This is a genomic window from Kitasatospora sp. NPDC004723 (assembly GCF_040609255.1).
Taxonomy (GTDB): Bacteria; Actinomycetota; Actinomycetes; order Streptomycetales; family Streptomycetaceae; genus Kitasatospora.
In genome coordinates this window covers 11426-31588 of the sequence record NZ_JBEXJT010000030.1, presented here as the reverse complement: position 1 = coordinate 31588, position 20163 = coordinate 11426, and the positions used below count along the sequence as shown (strand labels likewise).

The 20163-nt window shown below is 75.3% G+C and carries 17 protein-coding genes; 9 read left to right on the top strand and 8 right to left on the bottom strand.

Translation table 11 applies throughout. The features are described from left to right. Positions 1-79: 79 nt before the first annotated feature. Positions 80-613, bottom strand: coding sequence for a PadR family transcriptional regulator (locus tag ABZW10_RS25380; protein ID WP_355369770.1), 534 nt, complete (start codon positions 611-613; stop codon positions 80-82). A gap of 128 nt (positions 614-741) precedes the next feature. On the opposite strand from ABZW10_RS25380, the gene ABZW10_RS25375 reads away from it, so the two are divergent. From ABZW10_RS25375 to ABZW10_RS25365, 3 genes are all read left to right on the top strand, one after another. Next, positions 742-1503, top strand: a complete 762-nt coding sequence (locus ABZW10_RS25375) for an alpha/beta hydrolase (protein ID WP_355369768.1) — start codon at positions 742-744, stop codon at positions 1501-1503. Between the two features lie 59 nt (positions 1504-1562). Then, the gene (locus tag ABZW10_RS25370; RefSeq protein ID WP_355369766.1) at positions 1563-2495 is read left to right on the top strand and encodes an aminoglycoside phosphotransferase family protein; all 933 of its coding nucleotides are present in this window, start codon (positions 1563-1565) and stop codon (positions 2493-2495) included. 208 nt (positions 2496-2703) lie between these two features. Beyond that, positions 2704-3255 (top strand): hypothetical protein, encoded by a 552-nt coding sequence (locus tag ABZW10_RS25365; protein WP_355369763.1) that lies wholly within the window; start codon positions 2704-2706, stop codon positions 3253-3255. Between the two features lie 270 nt (positions 3256-3525). Here the strand turns inward: ABZW10_RS25365 and ABZW10_RS25360 are convergent, their stop codons facing one another. The 4 genes from ABZW10_RS25360 to ABZW10_RS25345 form a co-directional block, all read right to left on the bottom strand. Further along, positions 3526-4401, bottom strand: a complete 876-nt coding sequence (locus tag ABZW10_RS25360; protein WP_355369876.1) for a biotin-dependent carboxyltransferase family protein — start codon at positions 4399-4401, stop codon at positions 3526-3528. 221 nt (positions 4402-4622) lie between these two features. After that, the gene (gene pxpB, locus ABZW10_RS25355) at positions 4623-5234 is read right to left on the bottom strand and encodes a 5-oxoprolinase subunit PxpB (RefSeq protein ID WP_355369874.1); all 612 of its coding nucleotides are present in this window, start codon (positions 5232-5234) and stop codon (positions 4623-4625) included. Positions 5235-5314: 80 nt separating this feature from the next. After that, positions 5315-6091, bottom strand: coding sequence for a 5-oxoprolinase subunit PxpA (locus ABZW10_RS25350; protein WP_355369761.1), 777 nt, complete (start codon positions 6089-6091; stop codon positions 5315-5317). 93 nt (positions 6092-6184) lie between these two features. Next, a complete protein-coding gene (locus ABZW10_RS25345) occupies positions 6185-6724 on the bottom strand; it encodes a hypothetical protein (protein WP_355369759.1) in 540 nt (179 codons plus the stop codon). A 391-nt stretch (positions 6725-7115) separates the two neighbouring features. Between ABZW10_RS25345 and ABZW10_RS25340 the strand changes: the two genes are divergently transcribed. The 4 genes from ABZW10_RS25340 (at position 7116) to ABZW10_RS25325 (ending at position 14971) form a co-directional block, all read left to right on the top strand. Then, entirely contained in the window at positions 7116-8555 is a 1440-nt protein-coding gene (locus ABZW10_RS25340) for a hypothetical protein (RefSeq protein ID WP_355369872.1), read from the top strand. Positions 8556-8634: 79 nt separating this feature from the next. After that, complete coding sequence (locus tag ABZW10_RS25335; protein WP_350791373.1) at positions 8635-9510, top strand: hypothetical protein; 876 nt, start codon at positions 8635-8637, stop codon at positions 9508-9510. 114 nt (positions 9511-9624) lie between these two features. Next, positions 9625-14187: a hypothetical protein gene (locus ABZW10_RS25330; RefSeq protein ID WP_355369757.1), complete on the top strand. Its 4563-nt coding sequence runs from the start codon at positions 9625-9627 to the stop codon at positions 14185-14187. A 19-nt stretch (positions 14188-14206) separates the two neighbouring features. Next, complete coding sequence (locus ABZW10_RS25325) at positions 14207-14971, top strand: metallophosphoesterase (protein ID WP_355369755.1); 765 nt, start codon at positions 14207-14209, stop codon at positions 14969-14971. Here the strand turns inward: ABZW10_RS25325 and ABZW10_RS25320 are convergent. Then, positions 14947-15414 (bottom strand): hypothetical protein, encoded by a 468-nt coding sequence (locus ABZW10_RS25320; RefSeq protein WP_355369753.1) that lies wholly within the window; start codon positions 15412-15414, stop codon positions 14947-14949. The two genes, ABZW10_RS25325 and ABZW10_RS25320, sit on opposite strands and share 25 nt — an antisense overlap. A gap of 216 nt (positions 15415-15630) precedes the next feature. Next, entirely contained in the window at positions 15631-16326 is a 696-nt protein-coding gene (locus tag ABZW10_RS25315) for an FCD domain-containing protein (RefSeq protein ID WP_355369751.1), read from the bottom strand. A gap of 155 nt (positions 16327-16481) precedes the next feature. Between ABZW10_RS25315 and ABZW10_RS25310 the strand changes: the two genes are divergently transcribed. After that, a complete protein-coding gene (locus ABZW10_RS25310; protein WP_355369749.1) occupies positions 16482-17036 on the top strand; it encodes a gluconokinase in 555 nt (184 codons plus the stop codon). Further along, positions 17033-18433, top strand: coding sequence for a gluconate:H+ symporter (locus tag ABZW10_RS25305; protein WP_355369747.1), 1401 nt, complete (start codon positions 17033-17035; stop codon positions 18431-18433). The genes ABZW10_RS25310 and ABZW10_RS25305 overlap by 4 nt, the downstream gene beginning before the upstream one ends. A gap of 133 nt (positions 18434-18566) precedes the next feature. Here the strand turns inward: ABZW10_RS25305 and ABZW10_RS25300 are convergent, their stop codons facing one another. Further along, the gene (locus ABZW10_RS25300; RefSeq protein ID WP_355369745.1) at positions 18567-20162 is read right to left on the bottom strand and encodes a glycerol-3-phosphate dehydrogenase/oxidase; all 1596 of its coding nucleotides are present in this window, start codon (positions 20160-20162) and stop codon (positions 18567-18569) included. Position 20163 lies beyond the last annotated feature (1 nt).

Genomic DNA, 20163 nt, shown 5'->3' with positions numbered 1-20163 from the left:
CGCCCGGACCGAACGCCGCGGCCCGCGCCCGCCCCCGGTGGAGGGGGCAGGCGCGGGCCGCGGCGTTCTGCGGGTGCGCTCAGGCCGCCCGGTCGAGCTCCGCGAGGGTGGTGCGCAGCCAGTCCAGTTCCGCGGTGGTGGTCGCGCGGGCGATCAGCAGCATCCCGCGGCGGAACGGGTCGGCGACCTCTTCGGCGCCCATCGGCCGGCTGCCGTCGTAGAAGAAGCTGGCCGGCTCGCCGAGGAAGGCGAGGCGGCGCCGGAGCACGGCGGCCTGCGCGGCCGGTTCGCCGTCGAGGTGGCGCAGGAAGGCGAGCACGGTGAACCAGCGGTTCTCGTCGCTGACGTCCAGGTCCTCCGGGGTGCGCAGCCGCTCCAGCAGGGCGGCCCGGCCGGCGCCGGTGAGCCGCAGGGTGTGCCGGGGGGCCGCCGCCGCGCCGGGTTCGGTGGCGCGCACCAGCAGGCCGTCGGCCTCCAGCCGCTTGATCGCCGGGTAGAGCGTGCCGTCGCTGATCGGCCGCACGTGCCCGGTGAGCGCGGCGAGGTGGCGCCGCAGTTCGTAGCCGTGCAGGGGCCGGTCGTGGAGGAACCCGAGGATCGCGAGCTTCAGCATGGGCCCACTCTCTCAGATCCGGCCGTCGATATCTCGATGTTGTTATACCTCGGGATCGAGGTATGGTCTCTCTGGCGCCTCGAAGGACTCGCGGCGCCGTCCCGACGAACCGCAGGAGGAGTACGACCGTGCGCGATGCCACCGTCACCCCGAACGGCGACCGGATCCGCTGGGTGGAGATCCCCGGCCGGGAGCCCGTCCGCCTCTATCTGCACGGCCTCGGCGCCAGCTCGCCGGTCTACTACGCCGCGGCCGCCGCCCACCCGCTGCTCACCGGCCACCGCTCGCTGCTGCTCGACCTGCTCGGCTTCGGCATCAGCGACCGGCCCGCCGACTTCCCCTACACGCTGGAGGCGCACGCCGACGCCGTCGCCGCGGCCGTCCGCGCGGCGGAGGTGGAGCGCGTCGAGGTGATCGGCCACAGCCTGGGCGGCGCGGTCGCGATCGCGCTGGCCCACCGGCACCCCGGGCTGGTCGCCGGGCTGGTGCTGGTCGACCCCGTCATCGACCCGGTCGCCCCCGCCCGCGGCCCGGGCAGCAGCGGGATCGCCACGTTCACCGAGGAGGAGTTCCTGGCCGGCGGCCGGGAGGAGGTCGAGCGGTGGGCGGGCCCGTTCTGGTGGGCCACCATGCGGCTCGCGGGCCCCGAGGCGCTCCACCGCAGCGCCGTCCACCGCTGCCGGGCGACCGTGCCGCCCCTGCGCGAGCAGCTGTACGGCCTGGATCTGCCGCGCACCTTCCTGCACCCCGCGGCCGACGGCGAGCCGGCCGGCGCGGAGGGGCTCCGGGCGGCGGGCGTGGTGCTCGACGCGGTGCCGGACTGCGGGCACAACATCATGATCGACAATCCGGAGGGCTTCGCCAGGGCTGTCGCCGCCGCGGTGGCGTAGCGTCGGTGCCGTCGTGTCGTTCTGCTGCCGTGTCGTCCAGTCGTTTCGCCGTGAGGAGTGTGCCCGCTGTGCCGATCCAGGTGCCCGAGGCGTTGGCGGCCTCCCTCGTCCGGTTCCTCGGGGCGGAGGGTCGCGACTGGGTCGACCGACTGCCCGCGCTCGCTTCGGAGTTGGCGGACCGCTGGGAGCTGCGGCCCGACGGCGCGCCCGCGCACGGCGTGGTCGGCCTCGTCCTGCCCGTCCGACGGGTCGACGGCACCGGCGCCGTGCTCAAGCTCCAGTATGTGGACGAGGAGACGGCCGGCGAACCGCTGGCCCTGCGCGCCTGGGGCGGCCGGGGCGCCGTCCGGCTGCTCGACCACGACCCGGCCACCGGCTCGATGCTGCTGGAACGCCTCGACCCCGAGCGCTCCCTGCTCGACGTCCCCGACGACCTGGCCGCCACCGCCGTCATCGCCGAGCTGCTGGCGGAATTGACGATATGTCAAGCTCCTTCAGGAGTGCGGAGATTGGCGGAGGTCGCGGACGCCATGCTGGCCGGTGTCCCGGAGGCGCGCGGCAGGCTGGCCGAGGAGGCCGACCGCCGGCTGCTCGCCGACCTCGCGGCCGCCCTGCGCGAGGTCCGGCCCGAGCCGGGCGACCGGCTGCTGCACTGGGACCTGCACTACGGCAACGTGCTCGCCCCGTCCGCTCCCGGCGCCCGCGCCCGGTGGCTCGCCATCGACCCCAAGCCCCTCGCCGGCGACCCGGGGTTCGAACTCCTCCCCGCGCTGGGCAACCGCTGGTCCGACCTCGCCGCCACCGGCGACCTGCCGCGCGCCCTGCGCCGCCGCTTCGACCTGATGACCGACCGCCTCGCCCTGGACCGCGACCGGGCCGTCCGCTGGACCCTCGCGCGCGTCCTGCAGAACGTCCTCTGGGGCGTCGAGGACGGTGAGCCGTTCATCGACGACGGTCAACGGGTCATTGCCTCAGCCCTGTTGGGGCGCTAGGAGCGTGGGTCAGTAGCGGGCAAGCGGCTCCGCCGCCGCCCTGGACGTGATAGACCGCGCCGCGCGGTGCGTCGGGCGGAGGAGCAGCAGTTCCCCCGCTGGGGGGAGCTGGTCCCTCCCCGCGGCGGAGGCCGCGACCGGGGGTGAGCTGGGAGGTTGGAGGCAGTCGGGAACAGCCCGACTCCCTTCTCTCCAGCGAGGATTGACCATGCGAAAGCTCACCACCGTCATCGCGCTCACGACCGCGGCCGTGGCCCTCGCGGCCGGGACGGCCGGCACCGCCGCGGCCGCGCCGGCCACCCCCCTGCCGGCCCAGCACCTCGCGCTGCGCAGCTGGACCCTGCTCAACGAGTACGGCCCGGGCCCCAACCCGGGCGAGCGGCTCACCGCGCAGGTCAGCGCCCGTACGGTCGACGGCCACCCCCGGGGGCACGCCGTGGTGCAGCACGTGTTCGAGACGAGCGGCACCACCCGGGCCGAGTTCGACGTCGACTGCCTGACCGTCGACGGGAACGGCGCCATCACCGTGACCGGGCCCATCTCGCAGATCGTGATCACGCCGCTCGGGGGCGAGCCGTACCTCTTCGAGGAGGGCCGGCACCCCGAGGCCGGCCTCACCTTCTACCCGACCGACGAACAGGGCGAGCGTCGGGTCGGCTGGAAGCGGACCAGCCCCACGATGCACTCCGAAGTCGTCAAGTGCGGCGCGGTTCCGGCCAGCTTCTGGGTCATCGACGGCGGGACCTTCCTGCGCCGCTAGGAGCGTGTCTCTGTGACCGGCAACCCACCTGTGTCTCGTGATCCTTCGTACGGGATGATCTCGTCCTGCGTGGCGAGGACGGCGCCCGCGCCGAGGAAGCGCCGGAAGCGCCGGGATCGCCGCCCGGGCCGGTTGACCAGCCGGGCCGCCCCGGCCGCGTCACGAGCCCCGTCGGTCGGACACCCGCGGGCAGACCTTCGCCAGCCCCACACGCCCCGACGAGCCCGCCGCGACCGATCCGCCCATCACGGCAGCGGAGCCGCTTGCTCCTTACTGACCCACGCTCCTGGCCGGACGTCCGGGGAGGACGGCGAAGCGCAGTGGGGTGCCCGGTCGGGCCTGCGCGGCGGCGGCGAGGTCGGCGAGCGGTACGACACCGACCACCGGGTAGCCGCCGGTGGTCGGGTGGTCGGCCAGGAAGACCACCGGCAGCCCGTCCGGCGGAACCTGAACGGCGCCCAACACCATGCCCTCGCTGGGCAGTTCGCCCACTCGGGCGCGGACGAGCGGCGGGCCCTCGGTGCGCAGCGCGATCCGGTTGCTCGCCGGGGCGACCCGGTAGGTCGCGCGGGCCAGCCGGTCCGCGACGTCCGGGGTGAACCAGTCGGCGCGCGGCCCGAGCCGAAGTCGCAGCGCCAGCACGGCCGGGGGAGCGGGCAGCGGCACCAGCTCCGGCAGCGGCCCGAACGGCGGGCGCGGGCCGACGGGCAGCTCGTCGCCGACGGCCAGCGGGGCCGGGCCGAGCCCGGAGAGCAGATCGGCCGAGCGGCTGCCGAGCACCGGCTCGACGGCGACCCCGCCCGCCACCGCCAGGTACGCGCGCACACCGGCGGTCGCGGCACCGACGTCCAGCACCGCCCCGGCGGGCACCGTCACCGGCGCGCCCCAGGCGGCGGGCCGCCCGTTCACCCGCACCGGCGACGGCGCGCCGGCCACTGCGACCGTCAGCGGCCGCAACGCGCGCACCGCGATCCCACCCAGCGTGGTCTCCACGGCCGCCGCCCCGGGCTCGTTTCCCACCAGCCGGTTGGCCGCCCGCAGCGCCGGCTCGTCCAACGCCCCCGCCCGCGGCACCCCGAGATGCGCGACCCCGTGCCGCCCCAGGTCCTGCACGGTGCTCAACGGTCCCGAGCGCACCACCACCATCGCACCCGTCACGCCGACCCTCCCGGGAGCTGCGGCGCTTGGGCGCGGGGTACGGGCGGCGTGCTGGTGGTGGCGGTCACGCTGTTCCTTCCCGGAGGGACCGGATCCCGGTGGCGGTTGCCGCCCGGGCGGATCGGTTCTGCCGTCCGGCCGCCTGTCGAGGGCGCCGTCGTCCCGCGCGTCCGACGGGGCATCAGCCCGGCCCGCCGTCGCCGCGTCCGTCATGGGGTGTCGCCGCGGAGCGGGGTGAAGCGGACGCGGGTGCCCGGGGCGAGGAGGGCGGGTGGGGTGCGGGTGGCGTTCCAGAGGGGCAGGGCGGTGCGACCGAGGAGTTGCCAGCCGCCGGGGGAGGGGTGCGGGTAGACACCGGTGTAGGGGCCGGCCAGCGCGACCGAGCCCGCCGGGACGCTGGTGCGCGGGGTGGCGTGGCGCGGCACCTCGTACCGTGCGGGCAGGCCGGTGAGGTAGCCGAAGCCGGCGGCGAATCCGCAGAACGCCACCACGTACTCGGGTTCCGTGTGGATCCGTACGGCCGCCTCGGGGGAGACGCCCCACCGGCGGGCGACCTCGGTGAGGTCCGCGCCGTCGTAGACGGTGGGCACCTCGACGAGCGGCCCGGCGGTCGCCGACGCCGCGCCGGGGCGCGCCGTGCGCAGCAGCCGGGTCAGCGCGCCGACGTCCGCCACGCCGTCCAGCAGCACGGTCCGGGCCGCGGGCACGATCTCCTCGACCGGCGGCAGCTCGCCGGCGGCCCGGCGCTCGCGCAGCCAGCCGTACCAGGCGGTGACCTCCGCGGCGCCCGCAAGCTCCACGAGCAGCGCGTGCTCGCCCATCGGCCGGACGACCGGCCCGACGGCCGTAACCGGGTCGGCTGCTTCCGGGCTGGCCGGGTCGGGCGCCCCGGCGCGGTCGGTCACGCGAACGCCTCCACCCGGACGCCTGCCGAGGCGAGGGCGCCGCGGATGCGCCAGGCGAGCTGGGCCGCGCCGGGGGTGTCGCCGTGGACGCAGAGCGAGCGCGCCTCGACGGCGATCGGTTCGCCGCCGACGGCCTCCACGGTGCCGTCCCGGGCGATGCCGACCGCGCGGGTGATGACCTTCTCGGGGTCGTGGATCACGGCGTCGGGCTCGCGGCGCGGGACGAGGGTGCCGGCCCAGGTGTAGGCGCGGTCGGCGAAGGCCTCGGTGACCACCGGCAGTCCGACGCCCTCGGCGACCGTCAGCAGCCGGGAGCCCGGCAGGCCGAGCACCGGCAGCGGGCCGTCGCCGGCCGCCCCGGAGCGCAGGATCCCGGTGACCACCGCCTCCGCCTGGTCGGCGTCGGCGACCACCCGGTTGTAGAGGGCGCCGTGCGGCTTGACGTAGGAGACCCGGGAGCCGGCGTCGCGGGCGAAGACCTGCAGGGCGCCGATCTGGTAGGCGATCTCGTCGGCCAGTTCGTCGGGCGGCACGTCCATCGCCCGGCGGCCGAAGCCCGCGAGGTCCCGGTAGGACACCTGGGCGCCGATCCGGACGCCGCGTTCGGCGGCCAGCGCGCAGACCCGGCGCATGGTCGAGGGGTCCCCGGCGTGGAAGCCGCAGGCGACGTTGGCGCTGGTGACGACGGAGAGCAGGGCCTCGTCGTCGGTCAGCGTCCAGCGTCCGAACCCCTCGCCGAGGTCCGCATTGAGATCGATCACCGCATCGGCCACGCCCGTCCGCCTTCCAGCAGCTGTTGAGGCAGATGGTAGGGCCTGCGCCGGGGCGCGCCGCGCGTCACTCCTGCGCCCGGCTGTGCGGGCCGGTCAGGCCGGCCGGGGGTGTCCGGTCGCCTCCGCCCGCTCGACCAGCGGCCGCAGCGCGCGAAGGACGAGGAGCAGCGGGACGACGCCCACGATCCCGAACGACATGTCGACAAACCGCCAGTAGAGCGGAATGCCCCGCAGCGGTCCGCAGATCAGTGCCAGCGGGATGATCCCGGCGCAGGCGAGCACCGCCCAGCGGATCACCCAGACGTTGCGCACCGGGTCGCGGAGGGGTCCCCAGAACGCCGCCGCGATCACCAGGTGGGCGAAGGCGAGCCAGTCGGTGCCGTAGGCGAGGAAGGGGTAGCGGGCGTTGGTCTCGGCCAGGCCGTCGCGGACCCGCTCGATCCACTCCAGCAGGGCGGGGAAGCGGTCGGTCACCGGGGCTCCGGGGCCGGCGGCCAGCTCGGCGAGCCAGCGGGTCTCGCTCTCCAGCGGGAACGCCGTCAGTCCGCTCAGGACCAGGCAGACCACGAAGATCCAGAGCCATCGCCGGACCTTCCGCAGGGCCGCCCGTTCGCCGTCGGTCGCGTCGTTCATCTGCGTCCACCCCCCGGACCGGGGGCATGTCGAGGACATGCCGAGGAGGCAGGCCGGGCTTCTCCCGCCTGCTCGGGAGCGACTCTAGACCCTGAAATTGAACGCGTTCAACCTGCTCTTCGGGCCCCTGCGCCCAGCCGTCGCCCCCGCCCCCGGTCCGGCCGTCGCCCCCGCCCCCGGTCCGGCCTCCGCTCCCGCCTCCGGTCCGGCCTCCGGTCCCGCCCGGGCGACTGTCCGAAAGGTCCGTTTCGGTCGATGTCGGCCCCTGCCTCTAGTCTTGTCCCCCGTGACCGTCATCGCCGACCAGCCCACCGAGCACGGCCCCCGGCCGCCCGCCGGGTCCGCCGTCGCCGCCGCGCGGCCCGCGCAGGGCCCCGCCGCCGACGAGGGCCTGGCCCGCCGGCTCAAGGCGCTGGCCTGCACCGCCCCGCTGCACGACCTGGACAGCCGCAAGGTGATGCTGGCCGGCGAGTACGGCGGCTACGCGATGGCCGAGGTCGGACTCGCCGCGATCGACCTGGTCACCCTCAACATGGACTTCGACACCGGCGCCGACCGCGAGCTGGTGCTCGCCCGGCTGCTGCCCAGGGTCGCCGCCCAGGCGCCCGGCCGCTCCACCGCCGAGCACCAGCGGGTCGGCCGCTGGGTGCTGGAGTCGCTGATCAACGTCGGCAGCGTCGACCGCGGCTTCCGCGCCGTCTACGGCACCTTCAGCGCCGAGGGCGAGTACGTCCGCCGCGACTACGACTTCAAGCTGATCGAGGAGGTCCCCGGCCCCGACGGCGGCGTCTACCTGCGCACCACCGACGAGGCGGTCAACGTCCTGGTCGGCGCCCTGGACACCGACGTCACCTCCGCCCAGATCGCCGCCGAGGTCAAGCTGGAGGTGCTGATCCGGCGCGGCCGCCTGGCCGACGCCCAGCTCGCCGCCGAGCAGGCCCGCTACCGCACCGTCCAGTACGCCGAGACGCTGCGCCGCGCCCTGGAGGCCACCCGGCGCAACGTCCGCGCCGTCGACTGGATGCGGGCGATCCCGGACCTCATCGACGAGGCGCTGGACCACATCGCCGACCGCTACCGGCACGAGAACGCGATCCTCACCAACATCCGCAAGGCCCGCGACGAGGCCGAGGAGCCGGAGCACAAGCGCCGGGCCGCCGAGCTGGTCGACATCGTCAAGGACTGCATCCGCCGCCACACCCAGCTGCAGACCAGGCTCCTGGAGGCCGGCCCGCTGTTCCGCGCCGAGCAGGACCGGCAGGCCTTCGCCACCCCCGGCGCCCGCAGCGGCATCGACCTCTACGGCCAGCTGCTCGCCCCGGTGCTCCGGCTGCCGATAGCCCAGGCGGTCCGCCCCACCGGCGCCTTCTTCGCCCGCGGCACCGGCCTGCGCACGCCCGTCTCGGTACGTGTCGCCGACCTGGTCGACCTGCTGCTCACCCCGCCGGTCGAGCGCGAGCACCTCGGCGCCGAGCTGCCCGACCCGGACCTCGTCGCCACCCCGGACGACAGCCGGTTCTCCGAGGCCCAGCTGGAAGCCGCCCTCGACCTGCTGGACCTGCCCGCCGACGCGCCCCGCCGGCTCTCCGGCCTGCTCGCCGAGGCCCGCGCGCAGGACCCGGAACTCCCGTACCTGGTCGCCCTGCTGGCCGTGCACGCGGCCAGCCCGCCGGTCGGCACCGCCTACCGGCAGGGCGAGGAGCGGCTGCTCTTCGCCGTCGACGACGGCACGCCGCTGCACGACCGGGAGTTCGGCGGCGCCGACCTCGTCGTCGGCAGCGCCCTGCTCGACGCCGTCGGCATGGCCGCCGACCGCAAGGACGCCGGCTGACCCCCTCCGGGCCGACGCCGGTCGATCCGCCCGCACCCACCCACCCGCACCCCCGCAACGCCCCCGAGGAGCACCGCCCGTGACGACCCACCACGACACGTCCTGGGCGCCCGAGACCGAACCGGCCGCCCCCGCGCCGATCACCCCGGCCGACGTCGCCGACGCCGCCCGCCTGGTCTCCTTCGGCCTCCAGGCCAAGCTGCTCCCCGCCCGCGACGCCGAGTACGCCGAACTGGTCCGCCGCCACCGCGAGGACCCGCCCTTCGCCCGTCTCGCCGACGCCGTCGCCACCGGCATGGGCCTGGTCGTGCTGGAGGTCTCCCCGCGCGCCGGCATGGCCGTCGCCGCGGCCGAGGACTCCCTCTTCGCCGTCCGGATGGGCGACTACTCGCGCCGCGCCGCCTCCGAGTCCACCGACCGCTTCCTGCACGGCCTCGCCCACCTGGCCGTCGCCGCGATGGCCTTCCCACGCCCCGAGGACCTCGCCGACGACGGCTACCTCGGCCGGATCACCGTCAACGGCATCGACTCCTTCGTCCGCCAGGCCTGCCGCCGCCTGGAGGAGCAGGCCGCCGCCGACGGCGACAACACCGACCCGCAGAGCGACGCCCCCGGCCTGGAGGCCGCCTGGCGGGTCTGGGCCCGGCGCACCGCCACCGGCGCCACCAAGGACGCCCGCCGGCTCTCCGGCTCCACCATCGGCATCGTCGCCAAGGCCGTGCTGTTCCTGGTCGACTCCGGGTTCCTGCAGAAGGTCTCCGACGACGCCGGCGGCACCTACCGCACCACCGCCCGCTACCAGCTCCAGGTCCGCGACCTGGCCGGGACCGCCGCCATGGCCGAACTGCTCGACCTCGGCGTCGTCCCGGTCTCCGACGGCACCGCCTCCCTGCTGCCCCCGGACACCGGGGACGACCTGGTCGCCGACGCCGGGCTGCCGTTCCACTCGCTCTAGCCCCCGGGCCGCACCGCGACCCTCCCCGGCCGCACCGCGACCCCGCCGGCACCCCCGCTCCCCGCCGGCACCTCCGATCCTCCGACCCACCCGCCTCCTGGAGAACCGCCGCACATGTACGAGCTCAACCGGGTCCGCCTCTACTCGATCGGACCGGCCGGCGCCCGCTACGCCGACACGGTGCTCGACCTGCGCGGCGTCGGCGAGCCCGTCGCCGATCCGGCTCCCCAGCAGATCGGCCTGTTCGGCGAGGACACCGAGGGCCCGGTCCGCCGCCCGGCCCCGGCCGGCGTGCTCTTCCTGGAGAACGGCGGCGGCAAGTCCGTCCTGCTCAAGCTGATCTTCTCGGTCATGCTCCCCGGCCACCGCAACACTCTCGGCGGCGCCAGCTCCGGGGTGCTCCGCAAGTTCCTGCTCGCCGACGACTGCGGCCACGTCGCCCTGGAGTGGCAGCACACCGTCACCGGCGAGCTGATCGTGGTCGGCAAGGTCAGTGAGTGGCGCGGCCGGCAGGTCTCCTCCGACCCGCGCAAGTTCGCCGAGACCTGGTACTCCTTCCGCCCCGGCGCCGGCCTCACCCTGGACTCCCTGCCGGTCGCCGAGCGGGTCAGCCTGGCCGGCGACCAGAAGGCCCGCGGCCGCCGCCGCACCATGAAGGGCTTCCGCGACGCCCTCACCGAGGCCGGCAAGGCCCACCCCCACCTCGACCTGGTCTTCGAGGACGGCCACGACCGCTGGACCGAACACCTCGGCGAGCTCGGCCTCGACCCCGAACTCTTCCGCTACCAGCGCGAGATGAACGCCGACGAGGGCGAGGCGGCCGGCCTCTTCGCGGTCAAGCAGGACAAGGACTTCACCGACCTGCTGCTGCGCGCCGTCACCGACACCCGGGACACCGACGGCCTCGCCGACCTCGTCCACGGCTTCGCCGCCAAGCTCGGCCTGCGCTCCGAACTCACCGCCGAACGCGACTTCACCGCCGGCTCCCTGGAACTGCTGGAGCGGATCGCCGAGTCCACCACCGCCCGCGAGACCGTCCGCGAGGCGCACCGCACCGCCGAACGCCGCACCCGCCGGCTCGCCCACGCCCTCGCCTCCCGCGCCGCCGCCGAACGCGACCGCGCCGAGGACCTCGCGGTCGAGGTCGCCGCCGCCGCGGGCGCCGTCACCGCCGCCGAGAGCGACCGCACCCGGCACACCCTGATCGCCGCCGAACTCACCCACCGGCACGCCTCGCTGGCCCTGGCCGCCGCCACCTCCGAGGCCGCCGCGCTGCGCCGCGAACTCACCGACGCCCGCACCCTGCACTCCGCCTGGCAGGCCGCCGAGGCCGTGCTGCGCCACCGCGCCGCCGCCGACCGGGTGAGCCGGGTCGCCGTCGCGATCCGCGAGGCCGAGCTGGACGCCGCCCCCGCGCTCGCCGCCCGGGCCCGCGCCGCCACCGCCCTGGCCCGCGCCCTGGAGGGCGCCGCCGCCGCGGCCGAGGAGCGTGCCGACACCGAGGAGCAGCGCGCCGCCGAACTCCAGGCCGACGGCTCCAAGGCCCAGAGCGACGCCACCGAGGCCGCCACCGCCGCCCAGAAGGCCCGCAGCGAGGCCGAGCACCTGCGCCAGCGCCTCGCCGAGGTCGAGCAGGAGACCGCCGCCGCCGTCGAGGCCGGCTTCATCGACACCGACGGGGACGTCGACCCGGCCCGCGCCGCCCTGCACGCCGCCGACGTCGAGAAGTCCGCCGCCGCCGCCCTCGCCCAGGCCCGCACCGCCGCCGAGTCCGCGTCGACCCGGCTGCGCGAGACCGCCGCCGCCACCGGCCGCGCCGAACTCGCCGCCGCCCGCGCCACCGACGCCCGCAAGGCCGCCGCCCAGGCGCTCGCCACCGAGCAGCGCACCGCCGCCCTGCTCGCCACCGAGCCCCGGCTCGCCGACCTGCTCTCGCTCACCCCCTACCAGGACGGCGCCGAGGAGGACGCCGGCTTCCTCACCCCCGCCGTCCTCGACCGCAACGCCGAGTACCTGCGCGAACTGCTCGACGAGGCCATCGCCACCGCCGAACGCACCCTGTTCGACCTGCGCACCGCCGCCGCCGACGACTCCCGGATCCTCGCCGCGCTCGGCGACGGCGGCCTGCTGCCGCCCGGCCCCGACGTGCTCGCCACCGTCGAGTACCTCGCCGAGCACGGCATCCCCGCACTGCCCGGCTGGCGCTACCTCGCCCAGTCCGTCGACCCGGCCGACCACGAGGCGATCCTCGCCGCCCGCCCCGAGCTCGTCGACGGCGTCGTCGTCACCGACCCCAACTCCCTGGACCGGGCCCGCGAGGCGCTGCGCTCCGCGGCCCTGCTGCCCCGCTCCACCGTCGCCGTCGGCGCCGCCGCCTCGCTGATCGCCCCGATCACCGACGAGCCCGCGTTCTTCCTGGTGCCGCCGAACCCGGCCATGCACGACGAGTCCGCCGCCGACGACGAGCGCCGCGAACTGCGCGCCCGCGCCACCGCCCGCGAGGAGCACATCCGCGAACTCGCCGCCCGCCTCGGCGGTGACCGCGCGCTCGCCGCCCGCCTCGCCTCCTGGCACGCCAGCTGCCCGCCCGGCACCCTCGCCGAACTCGCCGCCGCCGCGGAGGCCGCCCGCGAGCACGCCGAGCAGGCCGCCGCCGCCCTCGCCACGCTGCGCGCCGAGCACGACGAGGCCGAGACCGACCAGGCCGCCGCGGCCGTCGCCCACGAGGAGCACCGGGAGGTCGCCCAGCGCGCCCGCCGCCGCGCCGACGCTCTCTCCGGCCTCGCCTTCCGGCTGCGCGAGCGCGCCAACTGGAGCCGCCGCCGGCGCGAACTCGCCGAGGACGCCGCCGAGTGCGACCGCCGTCAGGCCGTCTGCGCCGAACGCGCCCGCACCTGCGACGAGGACCGCCGCGCCGTTCAGCGTGCCGCCGACGACGCCCGTCGCACCGGACGCGCGCTGCGGGCCGAACGGGCCGAGATCTCCGCCGCCGAGCAGTCCGACGAGCCCGCCGAAACGGCCCCCGCCGCGCTGCCCGAGCTGCGCGAGGCCTACCGCTCCGCCGCCCAGCTCTACGAGAAGGTCGGCGTCGGCGCCGACCTGCGCGCCGAACAGGCCCGCGCCGAGGGCGACGAGGCCGCCGCCGCGGCCGAACTCGACCGCCTCACCAACAAGGTCCGCAGCCGCGCCGAGGAACTGCTCAACAGCCCCGACGGCGCCGACGGCCCGGCCCGCCAGGCCGCCGCCGCCCGCGCCGAGGAACTCGTCGCCACCATCGAGGCCCGCGCCGCCGCCGCCAGCGAGCAGCTCGGCCGGCTGCGCGGCGAGGCCGAACGCTCCGCCCCCGCCGACGGCGAGTCGCACACCGAGCTGCCCGAGGACCTCGTCCCCGCCGACCCCGAGCACGCCCAGACCCTGCTGCGCAGCGCCACCAGCCGGCTCGCCGAACGCCGCGAGGCCGTCGACACCGCCCGCACCGCGCACGCCGACCTCCAGCGCACCCTCGACGCCGCCCAGACCGCCGCCGCCGACTTCGACGAGCACGCCGGCCAGCTCCGCGACGGCCTGCGCGAGCAGCAGGACGACTCCGAGACCCTGGTCGAGCCCTACCTCGGCCCGCTCGCCGACGCCCGCACCGCCGCCGCCGAGGCCCGCCGTGCCCTGCGCACCGCCGCCGGCGAGCTGTCCTCCGCCGAACTCGCCGTCCGCGACGCCTCGGACGCCCTGGTCCGGCACGCCAACGCCGCCCGCTACGAGGCCGTGCGCACCCCCGCCCGCCAGCAGATCCGCGAACTTCCTGCCTCCGCGCTGCCCGACCACGCCGCCAACTGGGCCGCCGCCTTCGCGCCCCGGCTGCGCGTGCTCACCGACGAACTCGCCCAGCTGGAACGCAACCGCGGCTCGATCGTCGACCGGCTGCGCGGCCTGGTCGAGTCCTCGCTGGCCACCCTGCGCGCCGCCCAGCGGCTCTCCCGGCTGCCCGAGGGCCTGGGGGAGTGGTCCGGTCAGGAGTTCCTGCGGATCCGCTTCGAGGACCCGGACCAGGCGAGCCTGGTCGAGCGCCTCGGCGAGGTCATCGACGAGGCCACCCGCGCCGCCGTCCGCAAGAACAGCGACCTGCGCCGCGACGGCATGTCCCTGCTGCTGCGCGGCGTCGCCGCCGCGATCGGCCCCAAGGGCGTGGCCGTCGAGATCCTCAAGCCGGACGCGGTGCTGCGCGCCGAGCGGGTGAGCGTCGGCCAGATGTCCGATGTGTTCTCCGGCGGCCAGCTGCTCACCGCGGCCATCGCGCTGTACTGCACGATGGCGGCGCTGCGCGCCAACGACCGCGGCCAGTCCCAGCTGCGGCACGCGGGCACGCTGTTCCTCGACAACCCGATCGGCCGTGCCAATGCCACCTACCTGCTGGAGCTCCAGCGCGCGGTGGCCGACGCCCTCGGCGTCCAGCTGATCTACACCACCGGCCTGTTCGACACCACCGCGCTCGCCGAGTTCCCGCTGGTCATCCGGCTGCGCAACGACGCCGACCTGCGGGCCGGCCTCAAGTACATCTCGGTGGAGGAGCACCTGCGGCCGGGCCTGCCCGCCCCGCAGGACCCGGACGGCCCGGCCATCCACGGCGAGATCACCGCCACTCGGATGTTCAAGCGCCCGGCGGAGGTTCCCACCTCCTCGTGACGGGCCCTAGCGTGGTGGCATGCTGACGATCGCTCACTTCAGTGACATCCACCTGGGCCAGGACCACCGCGGCGACGCGGGGGAGCGCGCCCGGCGGCGGGCCGAGCAGGTGGTGGCGTACCTCGACGCGCTGCCCGGCCCGCTGGACGCCGTGCTGGTCACCGGAGACCTCGCCGACCACGGGCTGGCCGCCGAGTACCGGGAGGTCGCGAAGGTGCTGACCTCCCGGCACCCGGTGCTGATCTGCCCGGGGAACCACGACGTCCGCGAGCCCTACCGGGAGGTGCTGCTCGGCGAGGCGCCGTCCGGCGGCCCGGTCAACCGGCTGCACGCGCTGCCCGGGGTGGACGTGCTGATGCTGGACTCCTCGATCCCCCGCCGGCACGACGGCCTGCTGGACGACGCCACGCTCGGCTGGCTGGACGGCGAACTCGCTTCCGGGCGGACCGAGGTGCCCGCCCTGGTGGCCTTCCACCACCCGCCGGTCACCCTGCACCTGCCGTACGTGGACCCGATCCGGCAGTTCGGCGAGGACCGGCTGGCCGAGGTGCTGGAGCGCCACCCCCGCGTGCGGGCGCTGCTCTGCGGTCACGCGCACACCGCGGCGGCCACCGTCTTCGCGGGGCTGCCGGTGCTGGTCGCGCCGGGCGTGGCCTCCACCGTGACGCTGCCCTGCGAGGGCGGCGCGGGCATCGCCTTCGACCAGCCGCCGATGCTCGCCTTCCACCTGCTGGACGACGACGGCCGGCTGACCACCCACTACCGGGTGGTCAGCCCCGCCTGACGCGGCGCCGGGCCGCCCGGGTACGGCGGCCCGGCCGGGGGCTGGTGGGGCGGTTGCGCTTGCGGCTGGCGGGGGCGCTGCGGGTGCTGCTGGTACGGCGGGTACGGCTGCTGCTGGGGCCGCGGTTGCGGAGGGCGCGGCGGCGACTGCTGCGGGTGCCCCACCGGGGCGCGGCTGCCGGCCATCGGCGAGGCGGAGTTCGGCGCGCGCATCCGCTGGGCGGCGACCTGGCGGGAGATCAGGATCTCCAGCAGGCACCACATCGTTCCGAACACCCCGACCCCCATCGCCATCAGGGCCGGCGTCATCAACCAGCTGTCGGCGTACGAGGACAGCGTCGCCACCACGACGCCCACCATGGTGAAGGACAGGCAGAGCACCGCTCGGACGACGGCCCTGCGGACCTCGTCGGGAAGACGGCGGCGACGGCGGGCGGTTGGCATCGGGCGACCCCCAGGCGCGGACGGGCGGCGGACACGAGCGCGGCGGGCGCCGAGTCTACGCCCCCTGCGCTCCACTCTGCCCTGTCGTACCCGGACCATGCGCGCGAATCCCCCGAACCGACATCAAATCGTTCGATCCGGCCCGGAAGGTGTCGAACAGTCCATCGGATCCCGGTCTGCCCCGTGGGCCGAGTCGGCCGCCGACCGAGCCACCCGTCAGTCGAGCTGCTCGTTCAGCTCGGCCAGCGCGCCCTCGACGATGGTCCGCATCGCCCGCTCCGCCTGCTCGGCGTCCCCCGCGCAGACCGCCTCGGCGACCTCGCGGTGCAGCCGGATCGCGTACGGCTCCGGCTGATGGGGCATCAGATGGTACTCGGTCCGGCCGGTCAGCACCGCACCGACGGTCTCCCGGAGGTGGGCGAACATCTCGTTGCGCGAGGCCTGCAGCACGATGGCGTGGAAGTCGATGTCGTGCTGGAGGAAGGCGGGCAGGTCGGCGGCGCGCGCGGTCATCGTCAACTCGACCGCCAGCGCGCTGAGGCGGCGCCGTTCGTCGTCGGTGGCGTGCCGGGCCGCGAGCGCCGCCGCGGCCGGCTCCACGGCGAGCCGCAGTGAGCCGAGCGAGCGCAGCTGGGCGGGCCGGTCGGCGCCGGCCAGCCGCCAGCGGATCACCAGCGGATCGAAGACGTCCCAGTCCGCCTTGGGCTGCACGGTGATGCCGACCCGGCGGCGGGAGGCCACCAGGTGCATCCCCTCCAGGATCCGGACCGCCTCGCGGACCACCGTCCGGGAGACCCCGAACCGTTCCTCCAGCTCCTCGGCGCGCAGCACCGCGCCCTCGGCGAGCTCCCCGGACGCGATGGCCGGCCCCAGTTCGGCGAGCAGTCGGCCGGGCAGCCCCTGGATCTCCATCCCGCCAGCCTAGACCTCGGCCGTCCGCCCGGTGCCGCCGCCCCCGGCCGTCGAACCGGCGGGATTAAAAGTATGACGATTTGGTTTCTGCTACTTGAATACGTCATATCTTTGAGGCGATAGTGGCGGCCAGGCAACGAAGGAGCACCACCCACATGGCTCTCAGCGTCGAGAACCACGACACCCCCAGTGCGCCCCTCACCATCGTGGTGATGGGCGTCTCCGGTGTCGGCAAGACCACCCTGGCCCGCCTGCTGGCCGACCGCCTCGGGCTCCCCTTCGCCGAGGCGGACGACTTCCACCCGCCCGCCAACATCGCCAAGATGTCGGCCGGCATCCCGCTGGACGACCAGGACCGCGAACCCTGGCTGCGCGCCATCGGCGCCTGGCTGAAGGAGCGCACCGAGGCCGGCACCGGCGGCGTGGTCACCTGCTCGGCGCTCAAGCACGGCTACCGCGACCTGCTGCGCGCGGCCTGCCCGGACGCCTGGTTCCTGCACCTGAGCGGCCGGACCGAGCTGGTCGAGGACCGGCTCTCCCACCGCACCGGCCACTTCATGCCGCCGGCGCTGCTCGGCTCCCAGTACGCCGCCCTGGAACCCCTCGGCCCGGACGAGCGCGGCGCCGTCCTGGACGTCGGGCCGACCCCCGAAGAACTCGTCGAGAAGGCCGTCGCCCTGCTGCGGCCCGTCAATGGAGACCTCGCGTGACCCCGTCCCCCACCCTCGCGGTGCTCGCGGCCGCCCCACCGGCCCTCCCGCACACCAGCAGCGACAGCCAGCTGCTGATCGCGGTGCTGCTCAGCATCGGCGCCATCGTGCTGCTGATCACCAAGCTGAAGCTGCACCCGTTCCTGGCCCTGACCCTCGGCTCCGGCCTGCTGGCCGCCGTCGCGGGCGCGCCGTTCGACAAGCTGCTCACCAGCTTCTCCACCGGCTTCGGCTCCACCGTGGCCGGCGTCGGCCTGCTGATCGGCCTGGGCGCGATGCTCGGCAAGCTGCTCGCCGACTCCGGCGGCGCGAACATCATCGCCGACACCGTGCTCTCCCGCTCCGGGCCCAAGGCGCTGCCCTGGGCGATGGCGCTGATCGCCGCCGTGCTCGGCCTGCCGCTGTTCTTCGAGGTCGGCGTGGTGCTGCTGATCCCGATCGTGCTGCTGGTGGCCCGCCGCGGCAACGTCCCGCTGATGCGGATCGGCATCCCCGCGCTGGCCGGCCTGTCCGTGCTGCACGGCCTGGTGCCCCCGCACCCGGGTCCGCTGGTCGCCGTCGACGCGCTCAAGGCCGACCTGGGCATCACCCTGGCGCTCGGCCTGCTGATCGCCGTCCCGACGCTGATCATCGCCGGTCCGCTGTTCGCCCGCGTCGCCGAGCGCTGGGTCGGCCCGCTGGAGATCCCGCAGGCCGCCACCCCGGTGGAGACGGCGGAGCGCGAGCACACCCCGTCCTTCGGCGCCGTGCTGGCGACCATCCTGCTGCCGGTCGTGCTGATGCTCGGCAAGGCGCTGGCGGACGTCGTGATCGACGACCCCAAGGCGCTGCCGCAGCGGGTCCTCGACTTCGTCGGCTCCCCGCTGATCGCCCTGCTCGCGGCGACCCTGCTCGGCATGGTGACCCTGGGCAAGGCCGCCGGCTTCGACAGGGCCCGGATCTCCGACACCGTCGGCAAGTCGCTCGGCCCGATCGCCGGCATCGTCTTCATCGTCGGCGCCGGCGGCGGCTTCAAGCAGACCCTGATCGACGTGGGCGTCGGCAACGCGGTCAGCGAGTGGTCGTCCAAGTGGCACATCTCGGCGCTGCTGCTCGGCTGGCTGATCGCGGTGCTGATCCGCCTCGCCACCGGCTCGGCGACGGTCGCCACCATCACCGCGGCCGGCATCGTGGCCCCGCTGGCGGCGGACATGTCCTCCACCCACGCGGCCCTGCTGGTGCTGGCCATCGGTGCCGGCTCGCTGTTCCTGTCGCACGTCAACGACGCCGGCTTCTGGCTGGTGAAGGAGTACTTCGGGATGAGCGTCGGCCAGACGCTGAAGTCCTGGTCGGCGATGGAGACGGTGATCTCGGTGGTCGCGATCGCCCTGATCATGCCGCTCAGCCTGGTCATCTAGCGGGTCGTCCCGCAGCACGCCGAACGGGCGGGCGCTCCCTCGTGGAGCGCCCGCCCGTTCGTTCGTCCACGCCGACGGGCGGGCACCCCCAGCCCTGGGGTGCCCGCCCGTCGAGTCCGGAACGTGCCCGTGCCTACTTGGCTCCGCGCTTCGCGAGGAAAGCCTCGACCTCGGCGCGGACCTCCGGGGTGTCCAGGCCGCGGACGGTCATCGTGGTGCGGCGGCGCAGCACGTCGTCCGCCGTGTACGCCCACTCGTGGTCGGCCGCGTAGGCGACCTGCGCCCAGACGTCCGGGCCGTCCTCGTGGATCGGCCGGCCGAGCTCCGGGTTCTCGTCGATCATCCGGGCGATGTCGAAGGACAGCGTGCCGTAGTGGCCGGCCAGGTGCTTGGCGACCAGCGGCTCCATCCGCGAGCCGGGCTCACGGTCGATCAGCAGGCGGTGCGCCACGGCGTTCGGCGCGCCGACGCCCGGCAGCGGCACGGTCGGGGCGATCGGGGAGATGTCCTCGCCGAGCGAGGTGCCGGGCACGTGGGCCAGCTTCTCCAACACGGTGCGGCCGATGTGGCGGTAGGTGGTCCACTTGCCGCCGGCGACCGACAGCATGCCGCCCTTGCCCTCGGTGACGACCGTCTCGCGCTTGGCGGCGGCGGTGTCGCCCGGGCCGCCGGGCAGCACCCGCAGACCGGCGAAGGTGTAGGTGATCAGGTCGCGGTCGAGGTGCTCGTCGCGGATCGCGTGCCCGGCCTCGCCGAGGATCTGGTCGACGTCCGCCTCGGTGGCCCGGACGTCCTTCGGGTCGCCGGTGTACTCCTCGTCGGTGGTGCCGAGCAGGACGTGGTCCTCCCACGGGATGGCGAAGGAGACGCGGTACTTGTCGATCGGGATGGTCAGCGCGGCACGCCACGGGGAGCGGCGCTTGACCACCACGTGGGCGCCCTTGGACAGCCGGATCGACGGCGCGGCGCCGGCGTCCTCCATCCGGCGCAGGTGGTCGACCCAGGGGCCGGTGGCGTTGAGCACCAGGCGGGCGTCCACGCCGAACTCGGTGCCGTCCATGCGGTCCTTGAGCTCGGCGCCGGTGACCCGCCCGCCGGTGAAGCGCAGGCCGGTGACCTCGGCGTGGTTGAGCACGACCGCGCCGGCCTCGACGGCGGCGCGCACGGTCATCACCGCGACGCGCGAGTCGTTCATCTGGTGGTCGCCGTAGACGGCCACCGAGCGCAGGCCCTCGGTGCGCAGCGCGGGCACCTGCTGGGCGGCGTGCGCGGCGGTGGAGACCCGGCCCATGCCGTCGCGGAAGGCGGAGAGCGCGGAGTACAGGAACACGCCGGCGCCGAGCTTGGGCGCGCTGTGCGGGCCGCCCTTGTAGACCGGCACGAAGAAGGTCAGCGGGTTGACCAGGTGCGGGGCGACGTCGGTGGAGAGCGCGCGGCGCTCCTTGTGGTTCTCGGCGACCAGCTTGACCGCGCCGGTCTGCAGGTAGCGCAGACCGCCGTGGACGAGCTTCGAGGAGGCGCTGGAGGTGGCGCCGGCGAAGTCGCCGGCGTCGACCATGGCGACCTTCAGGCCGGCCTGGGACGCGGTCCAGGCGACGGCGGTGCCGAGGATGCCGCCCCCGATCACCAGCAGGTCGTAGGTGGCCTTGCCGAGCAGTTCGCGGGTCTCGGCGCGGGAGGCGGTGCGGCCGGCGGTCAGCTCGGCGCCCAGGGTCGGAATGGTTGCCATG

Bases quoted from the DNA above. Each gene is read 5' to 3' on its own strand.
- ABZW10_RS25320 (WP_355369753.1), bottom strand. From the start codon at position 15,414: ATGCCAACCGCCCGCCGTCGCCGCCGTCTTCCCGACGAGGTCCGCAGG.
- ABZW10_RS25380 (WP_355369770.1), bottom strand. From the start codon at position 613: ATGCTGAAGCTCGCGATCCTCGGGTTCCTCCACGACCGGCCCCTGCAC.
- pxpB (WP_355369874.1), bottom strand. From the start codon at position 5,234: ATGGGCGAGCACGCGCTGCTCGTGGAGCTTGCGGGCGCCGCGGAGGTC.
- ABZW10_RS25360 (WP_355369876.1), bottom strand. From the start codon at position 4,401: ATGGTGGTGGTGCGCTCGGGACCGTTGAGCACCGTGCAGGACCTGGGG.
- ABZW10_RS25365 (WP_355369763.1), top strand. From the start codon at position 2,704: ATGCGAAAGCTCACCACCGTCATCGCGCTCACGACCGCGGCCGTGGCC.
- ABZW10_RS25330 (WP_355369757.1), top strand. From the start codon at position 9,625: ATGTACGAGCTCAACCGGGTCCGCCTCTACTCGATCGGACCGGCCGGC.
- ABZW10_RS25325 (WP_355369755.1), top strand. From the start codon at position 14,207: ATGCTGACGATCGCTCACTTCAGTGACATCCACCTGGGCCAGGACCAC.
- ABZW10_RS25310 (WP_355369749.1), top strand. From the start codon at position 16,482: ATGGCTCTCAGCGTCGAGAACCACGACACCCCCAGTGCGCCCCTCACC.
- ABZW10_RS25300 (WP_355369745.1), bottom strand. From the start codon at position 20,162: ATGGCAACCATTCCGACCCTGGGCGCCGAGCTGACCGCCGGCCGCACC.
- ABZW10_RS25315 (WP_355369751.1), bottom strand. From the start codon at position 16,326: ATGGAGATCCAGGGGCTGCCCGGCCGACTGCTCGCCGAACTGGGGCCG.
- ABZW10_RS25345 (WP_355369759.1), bottom strand. From the start codon at position 6,724: ATGAACGACGCGACCGACGGCGAACGGGCGGCCCTGCGGAAGGTCCGG.